The sequence below is a fragment of the Leuconostoc rapi genome (genome assembly GCF_016908715.1).
GTDB classification, from domain to species: Bacteria; Bacillota; Bacilli; order Lactobacillales; family Lactobacillaceae; genus Leuconostoc; species Leuconostoc rapi.
The window spans coordinates 49,259-67,239 of the sequence record NZ_JAFBEK010000005.1; the positions used below are offsets into that span (position 1 = coordinate 49,259).

Annotated in this window: 15 protein-coding genes; 1 reads left to right on the forward strand and 14 read right to left on the reverse strand. The window is 38.3% G+C overall.

Annotation, left to right across the window (positions count from 1 at the left end; genetic code table 11):
* Nucleotides 1–94: 94 nt before the first annotated feature.
* Nucleotides 95–1,498 carry an MDR family MFS transporter gene (locus JOD28_RS06100; protein ID WP_204769946.1) on the forward strand — a complete coding sequence of 468 codons (1,404 nt, stop codon included), beginning with the start codon at nucleotides 95–97 and terminating at the stop codon, nucleotides 1,496–1,498.
* Between the two features lie 83 nt (nucleotides 1,499–1,581).
* Here JOD28_RS06100 and thiD read toward each other — a convergent pair whose 3' ends face one another.
* The 14 genes from thiD to JOD28_RS06170 form a co-directional block, all read right to left on the reverse strand.
* A complete protein-coding gene (gene thiD / locus JOD28_RS06105; protein WP_204769947.1) occupies nucleotides 1,582–2,388 on the reverse strand; it encodes a bifunctional hydroxymethylpyrimidine kinase/phosphomethylpyrimidine kinase in 807 nt (268 codons plus the stop codon).
* A 79-nt stretch (nucleotides 2,389–2,467) separates the two neighbouring features.
* Nucleotides 2,468–2,947: a 23S rRNA (pseudouridine(1915)-N(3))-methyltransferase RlmH gene (rlmH, locus tag JOD28_RS06110; protein ID WP_204769948.1), complete on the reverse strand. Its 480-nt coding sequence runs from the start codon at nucleotides 2,945–2,947 to the stop codon at nucleotides 2,468–2,470.
* A gap of 641 nt (nucleotides 2,948–3,588) precedes the next feature.
* Entirely contained in the window at nucleotides 3,589–4,728 is a 1,140-nt protein-coding gene (locus JOD28_RS06115; protein ID WP_204769949.1) for a S1C family serine protease, read from the reverse strand.
* Between the two features lie 62 nt (nucleotides 4,729–4,790).
* Nucleotides 4,791–5,567 (reverse strand): two-component system regulatory protein YycI, encoded by a 777-nt coding sequence (yycI, locus tag JOD28_RS06120; RefSeq protein ID WP_204769950.1) that lies wholly within the window; start codon nucleotides 5,565–5,567, stop codon nucleotides 4,791–4,793.
* Nucleotides 5,568–5,600: 33 nt separating this feature from the next.
* Entirely contained in the window at nucleotides 5,601–6,899 is a 1,299-nt protein-coding gene (locus JOD28_RS06125) for a hypothetical protein (RefSeq protein WP_204769951.1), read from the reverse strand.
* Nucleotides 6,889–8,760: a cell wall metabolism sensor histidine kinase WalK gene (walK, locus tag JOD28_RS06130; RefSeq protein WP_204769952.1), complete on the reverse strand. Its 1,872-nt coding sequence runs from the start codon at nucleotides 8,758–8,760 to the stop codon at nucleotides 6,889–6,891. The genes JOD28_RS06125 and walK overlap by 11 nt, the downstream gene beginning before the upstream one ends.
* A 119-nt stretch (nucleotides 8,761–8,879) precedes the next feature.
* Nucleotides 8,880–9,587, reverse strand: coding sequence for a response regulator YycF (gene yycF / locus JOD28_RS06135; RefSeq protein ID WP_204769953.1), 708 nt, complete (start codon nucleotides 9,585–9,587; stop codon nucleotides 8,880–8,882).
* Between the two features lie 133 nt (nucleotides 9,588–9,720).
* Nucleotides 9,721–10,701: a ribose-phosphate diphosphokinase gene (locus JOD28_RS06140; RefSeq protein WP_204769954.1), complete on the reverse strand. Its 981-nt coding sequence runs from the start codon at nucleotides 10,699–10,701 to the stop codon at nucleotides 9,721–9,723.
* A 148-nt stretch (nucleotides 10,702–10,849) separates the two neighbouring features.
* The gene (gene tpx, locus JOD28_RS06145) at nucleotides 10,850–11,350 is read right to left on the reverse strand and encodes a thiol peroxidase (protein ID WP_204769955.1); all 501 of its coding nucleotides are present in this window, start codon (nucleotides 11,348–11,350) and stop codon (nucleotides 10,850–10,852) included.
* Nucleotides 11,351–11,416: 66 nt separating this feature from the next.
* Nucleotides 11,417–12,232, reverse strand: coding sequence for a Cof-type HAD-IIB family hydrolase (locus tag JOD28_RS06150; protein ID WP_204769956.1), 816 nt, complete (start codon nucleotides 12,230–12,232; stop codon nucleotides 11,417–11,419).
* Between the two features lie 206 nt (nucleotides 12,233–12,438).
* On the reverse strand, nucleotides 12,439–13,671 hold the full coding sequence (locus tag JOD28_RS06155; RefSeq protein WP_204769957.1) for an MFS transporter: 1,233 nt from the start codon (nucleotides 13,669–13,671) through the stop codon (nucleotides 12,439–12,441).
* Between the two features lie 158 nt (nucleotides 13,672–13,829).
* Complete coding sequence (locus tag JOD28_RS06160) at nucleotides 13,830–14,354, reverse strand: NUDIX hydrolase (RefSeq protein WP_204769958.1); 525 nt, start codon at nucleotides 14,352–14,354, stop codon at nucleotides 13,830–13,832.
* A gap of 135 nt (nucleotides 14,355–14,489) precedes the next feature.
* Nucleotides 14,490–16,943, reverse strand: coding sequence for a phosphoketolase family protein (locus tag JOD28_RS06165; protein WP_204769959.1), 2,454 nt, complete (start codon nucleotides 16,941–16,943; stop codon nucleotides 14,490–14,492).
* Between the two features lie 264 nt (nucleotides 16,944–17,207).
* Nucleotides 17,208–17,936, reverse strand: coding sequence for a GntR family transcriptional regulator (locus JOD28_RS06170; protein ID WP_204769960.1), 729 nt, complete (start codon nucleotides 17,934–17,936; stop codon nucleotides 17,208–17,210).
* Nucleotides 17,937–17,981: the final 45 nt, after the last annotated feature.

Below are 17,981 nucleotides of genomic sequence, written 5' to 3' on the forward strand. Positions count from 1 at the left end.
CAGTAAATATACTGGTTTTTTGTTTACATCTTTATTCCGATATTACTGCTAATATTTTGTTATACTTTATTTAACAAGAAAGGGTGGATACCATTTGAATATATCACAAAAACAAAAATCAATTTTGACGATATTAGTAATCGGCGCATTTCTCGGATTTCTAAACCAAACGCTGATGAACGTTGCTTTGCCTAATATCATGAGCGAATTTCATATTGATACTGGTCTTGGTCAGTGGATTACAAACGGTTATATGCTTGTCAACGGCATCATGGTCCCCCTGACCGCCTTCTTAATCCAACGACTAACAACACGCCGATTATACCTGTCAGCTGTGGGATTATTTGCTATCGGCACGTTAATAGCAGGGTTTGCGCCTAACTTTACAGTCCTTATCACAGGACGTATGATTCAAGCAATGGGTGCTGGTGTCTTTGGGCCTCTCATGAACGTCGTTGTCATGAATCTATTTACCCCTGACAAACGTGGTGGCGCCATGGGCCTTATTGGTTTGGCCCTCAACTTTGCCCCTACACTAGGGCCAACGCTATCTGGTTTTATTGTCACTAATCTTTCCTGGCGTTTCTTATTTTTTATTGTTGCCCCTTTGATTATTGCTAACTTTATACTCGCTTACTTTTTATTACAAAATATCGGCGAACCAAAAATGCTTAAATTTGACTTTTTGAGCGTCGTTTTATCCAGTATCGGTCTTGGTTCCTTACTTTACGGTTTTTCTAACGCTGGTGCAACCCCTTGGTCAGATTTTACTGTTTGGGGATTTATCATTATTGGTATTCTTGTGACAACATTATTTGTTTGGCGCCAATTTTTAACCGAGACACCATTACTTAATATGGCTGTTTTCACACATCGCGAATTTGTGCTGGCTATGCTAATTAACATCGTTTTGATGATTTCAATGTATGGTGGTGCGCTAATGCTACCACTGTACATGCAGACTGTTCGCGGTTCTTCTGCATTGGTATCAGGCCTTGTTTTGTTCCCTGGAGCCTTAGTTACCGCATTCTTATCACCTTGGAGCGGTCGTTTGTATGATCGCTATGGTGTTAAATATCTCACTTTAGCAGGTATCTTAATTACTGCGTTGGGTACATTTATTTTATCCGCCCTAACCCTAGCAACACCATTTTGGATTATTGTCAGTGGTCAATTTATTCGACAGCTCGGTTTGGTCCTTGTCCTCATGCCAATTCAAACAGAAGCCTTCAACGCCTTACCATTAGCACTTATGCCTGATGGTTCAGCAATGTTTACAACAATTCGACAACTTGCTGCATCATTTGGGACGGCCGCATTAGTAACAATTATGACTAAATCTGCCATGAATTACGGTACTACGCACAGAAGCATGTTAGACACACTCATTCAACTACATGGTATTAAAACAACATTCTTCATAGCTGCCTTATTAATGCTCGTTGCTGCAGCATTAACGCTCTTATTTAGTAACAAAGCACCTATCGATCGCGTTTGATCAAAGCACCACGACCATGACATAAAACATCAAAAAAGACGCATATCAGTGATGTGCGTCTTTTTTGATGTTTTTTATGTCATTTATATATCTGCCGCTGCCCAATGATTAATAGGACCAAACTGATGGCCAACTGCAATTTCATTTTCAATGGCTGCTGTCGTGACATCGTGACCAATGCGGATAGCTTGTTCGACAGTCTGCCCCTTAGCCAATTCAGCTGCAATTGTGGCGCTTAGTGTATCACCTGTGCCATTAATATGCGTCGTGTCAAAATACCGATGACGTAACCAAAAATCATGCCCATCAGCTAGCAAAACATAATCAGCCACCTCAGATTGATCTATTTGATTATGCCACCCTTTAACAACAACATTGTTCACACCCAACTTTTGAATTGCTTTAGCTGCTTCACGTTGGGTCGCTTCTGAATTAATTGTAAGACCTGTTAACAATTGGGCTTCAAAAAAATTTGGTGTTGCTACTTCGGCCAGAGGTAACAATAACTCTTTTAGCGCTTGAAATGCGCTTTCAGCCAAAAGCTGCGCCCCATGTTTCGTTGTAATTACAGGATCAACTACTAGTGGCCCAAACTCATACTTCTGATATGCCCGAACAACAGTTTTAATTAAAGGTGCATCAGAAAGCATGCCTGTTTTACTGGCACGAATCTTAAAATCATCAGCTAGTACTTCAAACTGTTTCTCAATAAATGCTAATGGTAGCGTTTCAGATGCATGAATACCATATGAATTTCCAGCCACAGCAGCCACAAGTACGCTCATACCATATGTTTTTCGAATAAAAAATGTATGTAAATCAGCTTGTAAACCTGCTGAACCATCTGAATCCGATCCAGCAATTGTTAAAGCCTGTGGAAATTCATTCATAATCATCTAACCTCTTTTTAATAAATTATAGTTTACTATATTATAGGACAACTCGGATAGATTAGCTAACTAATTATAGTCACTTATGGTAGGGTGAACCTTGTTGAATCATAAAAGCACGATAAATTTGTTCAACGAGCACAAGTCGCATGAGTTGATGAGGCAATGTCAATAACCCAAAGCTTATTTTTAAATTAGCACGTTGTTTAATCATTGGGTCAAGTCCCAGTGAACCACCAATAATAAACGTTATATCTGAATAACCAGCTACTGTAATATCAACCATTTTTTGGGCAAATTCCTCTGATGCCAATTGTTTTCCTTCAATAGCCAAGACAATGACAAAGTCTCGAGGGCCAATTTTTTCCTGAATACGTTGGCCTTCTTTAGACATAATTTGTTTATTCTGCGCAATACTAGCTTTCTCAGGCGTTTTTTCATCAGGTAATTCGATCAACGTTGTTTTAGCAAAACGCGATAATCGTTTAATATACTCCGCTATCCCCTCCTTGAGATAGGTTTCTTTCAATTTACCAACTGTAATTAATTTGATGTTCATTTTTCTTCAACTTTAAACTTTCTTAATAATATTATCCCTAGCGCAAACATTTGTGTTGTTTTACTTATCCACAATTATCCACACGAACAACTTGTTTGTAAAATCTATGTAAAGCTATTATACCAGTTATTTACATGTTCGCATTATTATTTATCCACATTTTTTTCAATTTTTGAACAAAATTGTGTATAACTTTTAAAAGGCTCTTTAAGGCTATTTGGACAAATTATGTCCTATCAATTAATACTTATCCACAGTTTTCCACTTTTTTATCCACAACTGTGGATAAGCACATTTGTTCCCTTGACGATACAAATACTTCTAAAACGGAACGTTAGCATTTAGATCGTTTAATTGCCCATTCAACACTTCAAAAGACAAAAAATTAATTAAAACACGTACATTTAACAAATACATCGTATTTCAACGTAAAAATACGCCTCCTAAGAGGTGCTTATGACTCTTTTTAAGCTTTCTTTATCTTTTTCATCAGTTTTCCACATAGTTTTTATTAGTTATCAACAAATTATTCACGTTTACAATCGATTATCAACATTTTGCAATAGTTTTCAACATTATCAGAAAACGCCTATTTTCATCGTTTTGTCAACAAAAGGTAAAGAAAAAACTAACGGAATCCGTTAGTTTGCTAGTTTCTGAGTTAATTTAACTTTCACTGTCTTTTTAGTATCATGGTGATAATAGGTAATGGTGGCTGTGTCGTTCAGGTCGTGCTTATATAAGGCTTCTCGTAACTCTGCCTGGCCCATAACCTTTTTACCGTCAATTTCAGTAATGACATCATACTTTGTTAAGCCAGCCTTGTCTGCTGGGCCATCCTTCGTCGTGCTCATTACAACAACGCCACCAGTAATATTTGCTGGAATTTTAAGTAATGATTTTTGATCGTCAACAGTGACAGCAGAAAGTTCAACCAATCCAATACCAATTGCCGGTCGCGTTACCTTGCCGTCCTTAACCAATTTATTAACAATATCAACGACTTGGTCTGATGGAATAGCGAACCCCATCCCCTCAACACTTGTACCAGAAGATGATGATGATAACTTCATAGAATTAATACCAACAACTTGACCAGCAAAGTTGACAAGCGGACCACCAGAATTTCCAGGGTTAATGGCAGCATCCGTTTGAATGACGGTTGAACCACCATAGTTTTGACCATTCTCTGAAGTTGTCGCTACCAGACGCTTTTTGGCAGAGATAATACCCTCAGTTACTGAAGAAGCATACTCCGATCCTAAAGGTGAGCCAATTGCGAGTACTTTTTGTCCAACTTGTATGTTATTAGAATCGCCAAAGTCTGCTGTCGCTTTGACATTTTCTGAGCTAATTTTTAGAACTGCTAAATCCGTCATTGCATCTTTACCTACAAGGGTTGCAATGACTTTTTTACCATCATGTAACATCACCTGCAGTTGTGCAGCCCCATCAATAACATGATTATTTGTCACAATATAGGCATCACTGCCTGCTTTTTTGTAAATCACACCCGATCCTTCAGATGCTTCTTGATAAGTGTTACTACCATCCTTAGAAAAATTCAGTACAGAAACGACAGCATCAGAAATTTTATTATAAGCTGTCGTTGCCGTGGCATTATTAGCTATTTTTACTGTTTTGTCAGCTTTTGTATTCACTTTTTGAGTTGATGTTTGTAAATTTTCAAGACTATTTTGTCCATATAAAACAACCCCGCCACCGATAATACCGGCGATTGCGCCAGTTATTACGACCGTTGTTAATGATTTTTGTGCCATTTTAATCACCCACCAATTGAATTATTCTTATTATAACGCATAAAAATTAATATTAAATTAAATTACTCCGATAAATTATCACCAGTGAAAGCATTAATTTTCAAAATATATTTTTCATTACCACTATGCGCCTCAAATGCCCAAACTGGCAAGTAAATATCATACCCATTAACAGTAAGACTTTTATCATATGATAAATAGCCTGAAGATAAACGATCACCACTATCTAACTCATTATACCGATACAATGCGACAATGGCCTCTTCTTCAGTAATTGTAGCACGATCATCGCGGAGTCGTTGCACGTTAACGATCTGCCTCTGAACAAATCCAGTAATTTTACCTTCTTTATTATATTGAAAAGTCATTGTCCCATTATCAGAAATTACTGGTAATCCTCTAATACGTTGGGAGTAAACACTGTCCGAATTCGTTTTATCTGCCGTTAACACAGGATTATAACGATATCCTCCGCGGTTTGCAATTGTTAGCGGGTTATGACTATTAGCAGAAATAACCGTTTCTTTCTTTGGTAATTCTGGCGTTTTAAGTTTAACAGTTACTGTGTCTGATTGACTATTGGTGGTCACATTTAACCCAGAAGGTAAAGTCATGGTACCTTTATCACCACGCTGTGCAGCAATATAGCCACTATATTGAACCGTAGTGCTAAACTTTGGTAAATGAATTTTCTGTTTTTTCATTTCGGTAATGATGTTAGCATTAGCATCCGTTATCTGTTCATTAGGCACTTGGCCTGCACGCCACCAGTTAAGCAGAAAAATATCTAACAAAAAAAACAAAACGAGCATTAAGACTTTAAGTCGTTTAAATTGCATATTTTCCTCCTGATGTTTTTATTTCAACTCAGCTTACCGGTTTCGCAAATATGATGTCACACTCTGCCAACCACTATGCGTTTCAATCATCCATGTAGGCTCCATGTTAACTGCTGCCTGACTATCTTCGTTAATTAACCATTCGTACCCTGGCGTAATAAAATTATAATCACTTGCCTTTACACCAGCATCCGTTAACTGTTTAATCACTGTCTCAGTTGCTGGCAGTTCAACATCTGATTGTCGATTAGGGACAGGCACACCAAGTTCATTAAGAGAATAAGTACTTGTTAAGTTACCATACTTATCCATGACCATATGAATAGCACCACTTTGCGACTGGAAATAAACTGGGAAGCCTTCAACATAGGTTCTAAATGTAATTTTCTTCCCATTATCTTGGCTTTCATAAAAACGTGTATCCGTTAGATCGAGCTGTAATAAGTTGATTTGTGAGAAATTAGAATTTAATCGGTCGAGATATGTTTTAGGTAACTTATTTTTTGGATTATGATCTTCAAATTTAACCGTTTCCCAAGATGGGTCATAAGTTATTTGCTGGTTATTTAATTTATTCGTATACACCGTTTTAGTGTCATCTTGGGTAATCTTCAATTGATTCATCGTGCCTAAAAGTGAAGAAACATACGTTTTAGGATCCCGATGATTCACCAGATAAGAATAAACCGGTAACTTGAATTTTTCTGGATAATTAAGGACAACCCGACCATTATAGGCTTTAAAATCAACTGTCAAATTGGTTGGTAATTTATTAACCTGTTCCCATGTCTGACCGCTATTCAACTTACTCACTTTAACTGTTGTGACTTGATTCGTTTTGGTATTCACAAAATAACCATATTCTGTACGATCAAGAGACAAGACAAAATAGTTAAAATTAAAAGGCTTTTGCGCTGAAATATGCTGCTCATAACGCGTATTAAAATAAGAAATAGGAATCACATCAGGATAACGAAAAATTTGTGATTTCTTTGTTGATAAAATTTTTTTAATTTGACCTGTTGTGACTGTTTTGGTTTGTGCCTCATCAAATGTCGACTGTGTGACTGCACGTCGAATACCTTTAATTTTTTCATCAGTACCGTTCACAACGAGCTGTTGATGGCCATTAGATTGAGTCACAATATACTGCGTTGGTCGAAACATTTCTAACAATCGTTGTTCCGGTTGCTGATTTTCAGATTGATCTGGCGCTTCATTTTTACCAAATGAGCTGAATACAAATCCTGTTAAAATTACCGAAAAAGTAATGGCTAAAATTAATGCCATATTCAAGAGTGTACTTTGGAAATATTTACGTCTATTCCGCATCCCAATCGTCCTCCTCAATGACAGCATCATCAACATAGGCTAGTGAGATGTAGAAGGTTGACCCTTCATTCTCTACGGAATCAACCCAAATACGCCCGTTAAACTTTTCGACCACTTCTTTGGAAATAGCCAATCCTAATCCCGTCCCACCTTGTGCGCGTGAACGCGACTTGTCAACGCGGAAAAAGCGATTAAAGATATTATCTAAGTCTTTACGTGGAATGCCTAAACCTTGATCCGAAATACTCAAAATAGCCCGTGTTTTTGTTTTAATTAGTCGCGCAGTTATCGTCCCACCATCAGGTGAATACTTAACAGCATTATTCATAATATTATCTAACACTTGGGTAAATTTATCTGGGTCAACTTCGACCCAAACATCTTCGTTTGTAAATTCACGTTGAATATTATAGCTTTTGTTCGGTGTATCTGCGTTCTTTGCATCGTTTTCAATAATCATATCAAATCGGTTTAAAACGAAGTTAAATAAACTATTCAAGTTAATAACTTCTAGTTTAACTTCCATGGTACCCTGATCTAATCGCGATAGTGCTAATAAGTCATTAATCATACGAATCATTCGCTGTGTTTCATCTTGCACAACACCCAAAAAATTTTGGGCCATGTCAGGATCGTTAATAGCACCCTCTGCTAAAGCATCAACGTATGATCTCACTGAAGTTAGTGGTGTTCGTAATTCGTGCGATACATTGGAAACAAACATGCGTCGCTCTGAATCAATACGTTGTTGTTCGGTGATATTGTGCAACACAACGACTAAACCAGAAATAAACCCAGACTGTCGCTTAATCAGTGAGACATAAGCTTGTACCAATATATCTTTGCTATCATCAGATAGGTCAATTCGAAAATCTTCAAGGTTCTCTAACATATCACGTAACGTGCGTTTGCCTTTTAGCCGCAACAGATCAACAACATTTTTACCAATGGCTGCTTCCCGATCAATACCAACAAAATTTGCTGCAGCCTGGTTAATAATTGTTATCTCACCACGCCGATTAGCAGCTAACACACCGTCCGCCATGTGCGTCAAAACTGAATCTAAACGATTACGTTCAGCGTTGACGGTTTCTGTTGATTCTTCAACACGTGTTGATAATTCATTAACTGATTGTGCCAAATGACCCAGCTCATCAGAACCATAAATATGATTTACCATGGAATAATCGCCGTTTGCAATTTTAGTCGTTTGCTCGTCAATTTGCGCAATGGGTCGTGTTAACGTACGAGCAAGGAACAAGGCCAACATAATACTGACTAGCAGGGCAATTAATCCAGCAACCACAAATAATCGCATCACATTGTTAACATTCTGATAAACCGGTAATAAACTCGCTTTCACAATAATAATGCCTGTGATGTCTCGGACACGGTCCGTTGTGACGCCAAGTGTTGTCGTCACAAGTTCCTTTCGCTCACCATTTTCATTGATTGTGCGTGATTTTAAAAAGGACTGTTCCCCTGCAATGGCTTTTTGTGCATTCAAATCCGTTGTTTTTTGACCAATCGTTTGTTGTCCAGAAACGGATAAAGTACCGCGAATTGTCCCTGTTTTATCAATAACCTGTGCTTCTTGCAAGTTCGTATTGTTTAAATCAGACAATACATCTTGAATCGCATGGTTACCAGCATTCACGTCTCGATCTTTTAGTGCCGTTGTAATTTGATCAGTCACATATTTTGGTAAAGTAATCTGCTGCTGAAATGTTGCTAAATTTTGTTGTTCTATTTGACGTACAAAAAACGCACCCAAAAGCTCGAGTGCGATAATCATCAGCAACACAAAAACAAGTGTGATGCGAAAACGTATAGATTTAAAAAAATTCGTATTACTGTTCATAATTGCTGACGCATTGCGTCTGTCTCCTTAGTGTATCAAACAGAAGAAGCCTCTTCACGACGCTGACGCTATGCGCTACCAGCTACAGAGCAAAGCAATTAATGTGATTTAGATATGGCTCACTCCGCATCCGGACGTAAATAATACCCAACACCACGACGTGTTGCCAACCAATTAGGGTGACTTGGATTATCTTCAATTTTTTCACGTAAACGGCGTACTGTTACATCAACTGTTCGGACATCACCAAAATAATCATATCCCCAAACTTGTTGCAGTAAGTGTTCACGTGTCATAACTTGGCTAATGTGTTGTGCGAGGTAGTATAATAACTCAAATTCACGATGTGTCAATTCAATGTCTTGCCCCACTTTTGAAACCATATAAGCTTGGGGATGAATTGTCAAATCACCGAGTTCTATATCTTCTGTGTTGGCCACAGTATCATCACTATGTTGTGCTACAGCTTTGCGACTACGTAAATTAGCCTTAACTCGTGCTACCAATTCTCGGTTTGAAAATGGTTTAGTCACATAATCATCAGCGCCCATTTCTAATCCCAAAACTTTATCAATTTCAGAATCTTTAGCTGTCACCATAATGATGGGTGTTTCTGATTTCGAACGAATTTGACGTAATACTTCAACACCATCAATTTCAGGCAACATTTGGTCAAGTAAAACCAGATCCGGCTTCTCTTCGTTGAAAACGGTCAACGCTTCTTGACCGTCAGCTGCGGTGATCACTTCATAGCCTTCTTTTGTTAAATTAAATTTAATGATATCTGAGATTGGTTTCTCATCATCCACAACCAAAATTTTACTCATGGACGTTCTCCTAACGTGTTTCTAATAGTTTGTCTATGTTTAAGTATATCATTTTTCTGTCATTCTGTAATATTTAACACACAAAAAACCGATTTACTCGGTTTCAATGTCAAAATAACACGATATTGGTCGTTTAATGTGATCGCCGGTGGAAACGACTTTTGAATAATGACGAAATTGCTTCATTATTGCTGATACGTCGAATCGCCTCGCCAATCAATTCACCAACGGATACAATTTCGAGTTTGTCGAATTTTTTATCTGCTGGCAAATTAATAGAATCAGTTAAAATAACTTTTGTAAAAACAGAATTCTGAAGGCGTTCCACTGCAGGTCCTGAAAATACAGCATGTGAAGCAACAACATATACTTCTTTAGCACCGTGTGCCATGACTAATTCAGCGCCTTGTGTAATGGTCCCAGCAGTGTCAATCATATCATCAATCATAATTGCTGTTTTACCTTGAACATCACCAACAATACTACCAATTTCAGCAACATTTGGTTTTGGTCGGCGCTTGTCAATAACAGCAACCGGTGACTCTAACGACAGCATATTATTCAAATTGCGTGCGCGTGTCATACCACCATGATCTGGAGAAACAATAACTGAATTATGCTTATCCGCAATGCCCGACTCGATTAAATAGTCAGCCAACAATGGTGCAGCCTGTAGATGATCCATCGGAATATCAAAGAAACCTTGAATTTGTGCAGCATGCAAGTCTAGTGCCAAAACGCGAGTTGTTCCTGCACGTTCCAACATATTGGCAACGAGCTTTGCCGTGATTGGTTCACGTGATCGCGCCTTACGATCTTGACGTGCATAGCCATAATATGGCAAGACAACGTTAATTTGATTGGCAGATGCACGACGCAACGCATCAATCATAATCAACAACTCCATCAAGTTATCATTGACTGGGGCAGAAGTCGATTGGATAACGAAAACGTTATCGCCGCGAATACTCTCTTCAATGTTAATCTGTACTTCACCATCAGCAAATCGCTTCACAGATATCTCGCTCAAAGGCACGCCAACTGATTCAGCAATTTTTTTTGCAAGTGGCTCATTTGAGCTTAAAGAAAAAAGTTTCAATTTAGGTTCTGGCATGTTTAGCTCCAACTATTTTATGTGAAATTCACGTCCATGTTTATTTTAACAAAAAAGATTAACAAAAGCCACTCACGTTCAACGCTTTGTTAATCTTTTAAACATAAATTTGATAAGCATGATTGTTATGTTTGCCTAAAAAATACGGTTATGCAATCAAAAATGACTTCAATGCTGTCAATGCTTCATCATAATTAGGTTCTTCTGATATTTCAGGTACAATTTGTGCATAACGTACAACACCTTGTTCGTCAACAATGTAAACAGCACGTGCATCAAATCCTTGTGCTGGTACATAAAGCTTTGTAGCATAACCAAACGATTCTTGCTCGTCTGATAGCATGCGCAAATTATGCACACCTTCAGCCGCACACCAGTCGCGCTGTTCTGCAACAGAATTCGTCGAAACAGTCAAAAATTGTACATCATTAAATTGATCAACTGTTTGATTAAAATGGCGTGTTTGCAAAGAGCACGTGCCAGTGTTTAGATCTGGTACAACGGAAATCAAAGTTAGCTTACCAACTAAGTCAGCGGTCTTAACCTTATCACCATGTTCATCCTCTAGCTTGAAATGTGGTAGTGTTTCACCAACTTTTAGTGGTTCTCCAACTAATTCTGTTACTTCTCCTGATAATAATACATTCATTTTGCGACCTCCGCATATTTTTTTCTGCTTAAAACAGTTTTCCAAAATTAATTGTTTCGCATTAGGTTAATCCAGCACAAACGCTTTGATGGCTTGTGCCACACCTGAGTGATTATTGGTAGCTGTTTCATAATCAGCAATAGCTTTTAATTCTGGAATTGCGTTCCCCATTGCCACACCAACACCAGCTTGTTCTATCATTGAATAGTCATTTGCTTGATCACCAATAGCCATTGTTTGTATATGTTCAATGCCTAAAACATCCGCCAAGGCAAGCAACGCATTTCCCTTAGAAGCTTGACGGTCAATAAATTCTAAGTTATTAGCCGTTGATCGAATCACATTAACATGATTTAAAATTTCAGTTGGTATTGCTGCTTGCACTTTATCTAATTCTTGACTTTCAGCATTGGCAATTGCCTTAATAAATTCGACCTTTTCCAAGTCAGTTTCTGTGTCTAAAACAAATAATGGCAAATTAACTAGACTATTTTCAAAACTAGCCCAAGGATGGATTTTATGATTTGTCGTATAGGCAGCATCGTGCGTTTCAACTTGTACGTAAGTATCTTGCGTTAGCATAAAATTGTTGACTTCTTGAAATTCCTTAACAGCTAGTGGTTGCCGAAATAATGTTTTTTCACCGTCTGCCGTTTGGACCAAACCACCGTTATATGTGATCACGTATTGATCGTTACCCTGAATACCCAAATCAGCTAAAATATCACGGACCCCTGGCAAAGGTCTCCCAGTTGTAATAACTATTTTAACATCGTTTGCCAAAGCTTGCTGAACACTTGCTTTCACTTCTTGTGTAATTTCTCGTTGATCATTAAGTAGTGTGCCGTCGATATCAATTGAAACAATTTTAATTTTTGACATGGTATGTGTCGTCTTTGTAATCAGATTACGCGTCATTGTCAATGCCTTGACACTGGACGCGTGTACAGTTACTTTCTCCTTCGTTAAAAATAATTGCGTTAGTACCTATCATGAATCTTGCACTTTGTAAGTTCATAATTACATTATAGCAAAGAAAGCGATTACAGTGCATTAAAACCACAGCACTAATTAATCTATTTAAGGTACTATTCCGTCCTGTTTTCACGAAGCATCACAACAGCCAGATACGTAAACCACATGCTCACCACTGTTGCACCAAGCAACAATACTGCTGCACCGATGTGACCGATGAACACCGAAACACTGACAATCCCTGATGATAAAATATAGCCAACCGGTCTTGTTGCTGCACTAAAGCCACTATATGCACCAATTTTATTTGGATTCATCATCTCAGCTCGAAGCGATTGATTAGCGGGAGTCACAATCATTTCGCCCATTGTTAATACGACCGCTACAATCAATAGCGGCCAAAAATCAGTGAGTAAAAACATCAAAGCAAAACTACCACCCTGTATGGCAATACCTACAAGACTCGCTTTGAGATTTGACCAGTTTGCAAACAATTTTGTCATGGTCCCCATCAATAGTACAATCAAGAAAGTATTTACAATAGTAATGACTGACAACATACGTTGTCCAAAAATGGGAATACCCATCACAGTAATGCTATGAAACGTCTGCGCCAGATGGGCTGCTAAATAATAATCTGGTGATGAGAAAATAACAACGGCGCCAATACCAGCTACCATAAACTTTAAATAACGCTTATCTGAAAATACTGTGCGGTAACTTTTTAATACATCCCACACCGACTGTCCCTTACTTTGGCGTTTCTCTTTTTGAAATGTTTCAGTAATCCAAAACAAAACAATCAATAGGCTTATAATTGCACCTACTGCTGTCCCAACCAGTAATTCAAATCGTGCTGTTTTGAAGAACCAACCGCCCAATGCAGCACCAATCATAACAGAAAGGTTCACGACCCAATACATCATTGCGTATATAAACTTACGATTTTGCAATGTTGAAACATCAATCATCATCGCTTCTTCTGCCGGTGAGGCGAAGCTCATCCCCACTGTGGCCAGTAGAAATCCAAAAAAAGTCACGTATGGATTAATATAAATTGGTGAATTCATAGCTGCTGCAATCGTATAGCCAATTGCCATTGCTCCGATACCGCTTAACATAACCCGTTTACGGCCCCAAACGTCAGCCAGATGTCCACCGTATAGTCCTGCAATGAACCCTGCTACTTGGACAAAAACTAACAAAATCCCCGTGATACCGGCACCAAAATAGGCAACATAATAGATTGTCATGTTAGGACCAACAGATGATCCGATAGCAATCGTAATAAACATAATTACAATGCGTAATTGAATATTACGATCTAGTTTAAAAAAATCTGACATGAAAATCCCCTCATTATCTAAGCTTGATTCTATCATCTCATTCCAATAAAGTATGACTATTTTCTTATTTTAAAAGCCATGCATATGAAGCTTATCATATCAAATTCCACAGTAATTTACAATATAAATACGACCTATCATTACTTCTGGTTTCATCATTAAAACAGTAAGGCTTGCGCTCGAGTTAATAAGGTACTGTCGTTTACATCATTATAATTATTTATTTTTATGGCTTCCTCTAAGGACGTCCAGCGTACCGCTTCAATCTCTGAACTTTGATAAACTAAATTGGTCAATGATGCGTCAATACACACTGTAAACCAATCTTCAATCCAATCGGGATACTTGATTGAATTAACAAATTGTAAGCGATCCGACGTAACCAATAAATTTAATTCTTCTGATAATTCACGCATTAAAGCTTGTCTGCTGCTCTCGCCAGTCAGGGCAGACCCACCTGTAGCCGATGTCCATACACCTGGGTAGCTCATTTTATTGAATGATCGTTGTTGCATTAATATTTGACCATCAACATTAAAAATCAAAGCATTGACTACCAGGTGATAGTCCCCATTACCTAGTTTACGTCCTCTTAAATGTTTACGCCCTGTTAAATGTCTATTTGCATCATAAATATCCCAGATTTCACCTAATTTATCTGCACGCTCATCTTTTTTATACAAATCCGTGTCCTTTTCCTAATTCAATTAACAGTCTAATTACCAAGACATAAAAAAGTGAACCAAGCGTGTGCTTGGTTCACTTTATTTACTAGCGAATTAAATCATACAATGATTCAGGCTGGCCTTTAAATTAAATTACTTCAAAGGTGACCAGTTCCAATCAGTGAATTCTTCAATATCACGTCCTTCGTTACGAGTAACTTCGAAATGCTTTGCAAGCGTTGCATCCATCTTTTCAATAAATGTATCCGCAGCAGCTTGGTCAATTGTACCATTAGCTGACAAAACTTCGGCTGCTTCTTTAGCTTGATGGAAACGATCCAAGTGTGAATAAACACGCATATCGTAAGTTGTTGTGATATCACCATCTTCACGATAACCGTGAACATAAACATCACCCTTGAACTTGCGTTCGAAGAAGAATGATTCAATCAAGTTTTCGTATGCATGGAAACCAAAGATAACTGGCTTATCAGCTTGGAAATACTTACCAAATTCTTCATCTGACAATTCACGTTCGTCATTCATGTTAGGTTCTGACTTCTTTTGCAAACGTAGCAATTCAACAACGTTAACATAACGGAACTTAACTTCTGGGAAGGCTTGGTTAATCAACCACAATCCAGCTAATGTTTCGATCGTTGGTTCTGTACCAGCAGATGCAAACGTGATATCAACATCACCAGAAGGTGCAGTAGAAGCCCAATCAATGATCTTCAAACCTTCGTTAGCTAATACATCAGCTTCATCAGCAGTAAACCATTGTTGACGTGGTTGCTTTGAAGCAATCAACAAGTTAACCTTGTGACGCTCTGAGAAAGCACGTGCTTGAACAGCTAACAATGAGTTACCATCGGCTGGCAAGTATTCACGAATAAAGTTAGACTTCTTCTCAGCCAAGTGAGTCAATAGACCTGGATCTTGGTGAGTATAACCGTTATGATCTTGTTGGAACGCAGTTGACGTTGCAATCAAGTTCAATGATGGATAATCATTACGCCAAGATTGCTCTGAAGCATGACGCAACCACTTGAAGTGTTGTGTAATCATTGTGTCCACAACACGTAAGAATGATTCATAAGATGCAAAGATTCCTACACGACCAGTTAATGTATAACCTTCTAACCAGCCTTCTGCTTGATGTTCTGATAATTGCGAATCAATAATACGGCCTGCAGGACCGACATATTGGTCGTTTGGTTCTTTAACTTCTTCCATCCATTGACGGTTAGTTGTGTTAAAGAGACTCCACAAACGGTTTGACATTGTTTCATCAGGACCAAACACACGGAATGACGTTGGATTCAACTTCATAACTTCTTCCAAATAATTTGAAAGGGTTGTCATATCCATATTTTGAGTAACTGTTGCAAATTCATGTCCACGATTTTCATTAGTAATATCGTTTGTGAATTTACGCCAGTCAGGCAATGTCAAATCTTGCGCCTTTTCACCACGACGGCGACCACCGTTAGCAATAGGGTTAGCAGACATACGCTTGTCACCCTTAGGAGCAATCGCCTTCAATTCATCTTTCAATGAACCATCAGCATTGAACAATTCTTCAGGCTTATACGAATTCATCCACTCTTCAAATTGATCCAAAGTTGACAAATCGTGTTGTTCCAAAGGCAATGGTACTTGGTGAGCACGGAATGAATCCTCGATTGGGTTACCCTTTGCATCGATTGTTGGACCACCCCAACCCTTTGGCAAGCGCGCAATAATCACAGGCCATGCAGGGATTGTACCATCTTCGTATTTACCGTTTTCACGAGCATCTTTTTGGATAGCTTGGATATCTTCAATAGCTTGATCAAAGATTTTAGCTGCTAATTCGTGATATGCAGCATAATCATGAATATCATCATTTTCAATAAAGCGTGGTGAATATCCCAATCCTTCAAAGAACTTTGTAATTTCTTCATCACTCATACGTGAAAAGAGTGTTGGGTTTGAAATTTTAAAACCATTCAAATCCAAAATTGGCAATACAGCACCATCGTTCTTAGCTGATAAGAACTTTGTTGAATGCCATGAAGTCATTGATGGCCCTGTTTCGGCTTCACCGTCACCTACAACAGCAAAAGCGATTTGTTCTGGATTATCCAAAACGGCACCGAATGCGTGTGATAGTGAGTAGCCTAATTCACCACCTTCGTGTAATGAACCAGGTGTTTGAGCGGTCATGTGCGATCCGATTCCACCAGGGAATGAGAAACGCTTGAACAAACGGCTCATGCCTTCCAAATCTTGTGTGATTTCTGGGTAATCTTCAGTATATTCGCCATCTAAGTAGGCGTTAGTAACCATAACTTGGCCACCGTGTCCTGGACCACCGATATAGAACATGTTCAAATCATACTTGTTGATCAAACGATTGGCGTGAGCATACAAGAATGTTTGTCCTGAAATTGTTCCCCAGTGACCAATTGGCTTAACTTTAACGTCTTCAGCTTCGATTGGTGTGTTAGTAACTGAGAACAACGGGTTGCTCTTCAAGAAGATCATCCCTGCTGACAAATAGTTGGTAGCACGCCACCACTTATCAACGAGTCCCAAGTACTCTTTTGAATTAAAATCTACCATGAGATTTAATACTCCTTATTTTTTGAGAGAATCGTAAACCGCGAACTTTTCTCCGTTATTTACTCTTCAAGTATAACTGATTATCATGTTTTGTTCAAGGGAATAGTTTTGATTGGTTCACGTCTGTCTGACGTGTGGTTGACTCGCTATAACCATTGGTACGACCCAATTCGATTTGATAATCGTCTGTCTTTTTTTATGTGTTTTAATGCAGTCAAAAATAGTTCTCACGTCACCATACAATGACATGAAAACTAGTTGTTATTATTCAGTATCTAGACTGACAAACGCATTATATCTCAAGTATTTATAATGTAAACGCATTGTCGAAAATTCTAAAGGTGTGCCATCATCCATGAAAAAAATACCTTCCATAATTCCTACTGGCTCGTTAGACTTCAACTCTAACAGTGTTTGATCTTCGGGCGTTGAGGGTTCAGCCATAATGGTCATGAATGATTTTGTAACCGTACGATGTTTGGTTTTTTCAATGTATTCATATACTGATCCTGAAACAATTTCTTTATTCAGCCCTGGTACAACTGCAATTGGCACATAACCCCGTTCAATCATAAATGGCACACCTTCCAAACGACGTAGTCGTTTGATCTCGTATACAAAATCACCATCATTCAAAAACAATGCTTGTTGTTGTTCCGGTGTCGCTGGAATAACTTGGAAATCAAGCAATTCAATACTTGGTGCTTCACCCGCCACACGAAACGAATCCGAGACACCTAAATTCGATCCTTCATGTTGAAAAATAGCATTGTTCTTCAAATAAAGTGGGTTAACAAACGTCCCACTTCCTCGTTTTTTAAATATAACACCTTGCTGTACTAGCACATTAAGTGCGCGTTTGATTGAAGAGCGCGACACATCATATTGCTCTGCAAGTGATCTTTCATCAGGTAATTTTAGGTTAGGAAATTTACCTTGGTAAATTTTTTGTTTAATATCCGCTTGCACGGTGACATAAATGGCTTCTGACATAATGTTAAAATTATATCACAAATTGGTCTGACCGCGCGACTTTTT

Bases quoted from the DNA above. Each gene is read 5' to 3' on its own strand.
- thiD (WP_204769947.1), bottom strand. From the start codon at position 2,388: ATGAATGAATTTCCACAGGCTTTAACAATTGCTGGATCGGATTCAGAT.
- rlmH (WP_204769948.1), bottom strand. From the start codon at position 2,947: ATGAACATCAAATTAATTACAGTTGGTAAATTGAAAGAAACCTATCTC.
- JOD28_RS06115 (WP_204769949.1), bottom strand. From the start codon at position 4,728: ATGGCACAAAAATCATTAACAACGGTCGTAATAACTGGCGCAATCGCC.
- yycI (WP_204769950.1), bottom strand. From the start codon at position 5,567: ATGCAATTTAAACGACTTAAAGTCTTAATGCTCGTTTTGTTTTTTTTG.
- JOD28_RS06125 (WP_204769951.1), bottom strand. From the start codon at position 6,899: ATGCGGAATAGACGTAAATATTTCCAAAGTACACTCTTGAATATGGCA.
- walK (WP_204769952.1), bottom strand. From the start codon at position 8,760: ATGAACAGTAATACGAATTTTTTTAAATCTATACGTTTTCGCATCACA.
- yycF (WP_204769953.1), bottom strand. From the start codon at position 9,587: ATGAGTAAAATTTTGGTTGTGGATGATGAGAAACCAATCTCAGATATC.
- JOD28_RS06140 (WP_204769954.1), bottom strand. From the start codon at position 10,701: ATGCCAGAACCTAAATTGAAACTTTTTTCTTTAAGCTCAAATGAGCCA.
- tpx (WP_204769955.1), bottom strand. From the start codon at position 11,350: ATGAATGTATTATTATCAGGAGAAGTAACAGAATTAGTTGGAGAACCA.
- JOD28_RS06150 (WP_204769956.1), bottom strand. From the start codon at position 12,232: ATGTCAAAAATTAAAATTGTTTCAATTGATATCGACGGCACACTACTT.
- JOD28_RS06155 (WP_204769957.1), bottom strand. From the start codon at position 13,671: ATGTCAGATTTTTTTAAACTAGATCGTAATATTCAATTACGCATTGTA.
- JOD28_RS06165 (WP_204769959.1), bottom strand. From the start codon at position 16,943: ATGGTAGATTTTAATTCAAAAGAGTACTTGGGACTCGTTGATAAGTGG.
- JOD28_RS06170 (WP_204769960.1), bottom strand. From the start codon at position 17,936: ATGTCAGAAGCCATTTATGTCACCGTGCAAGCGGATATTAAACAAAAA.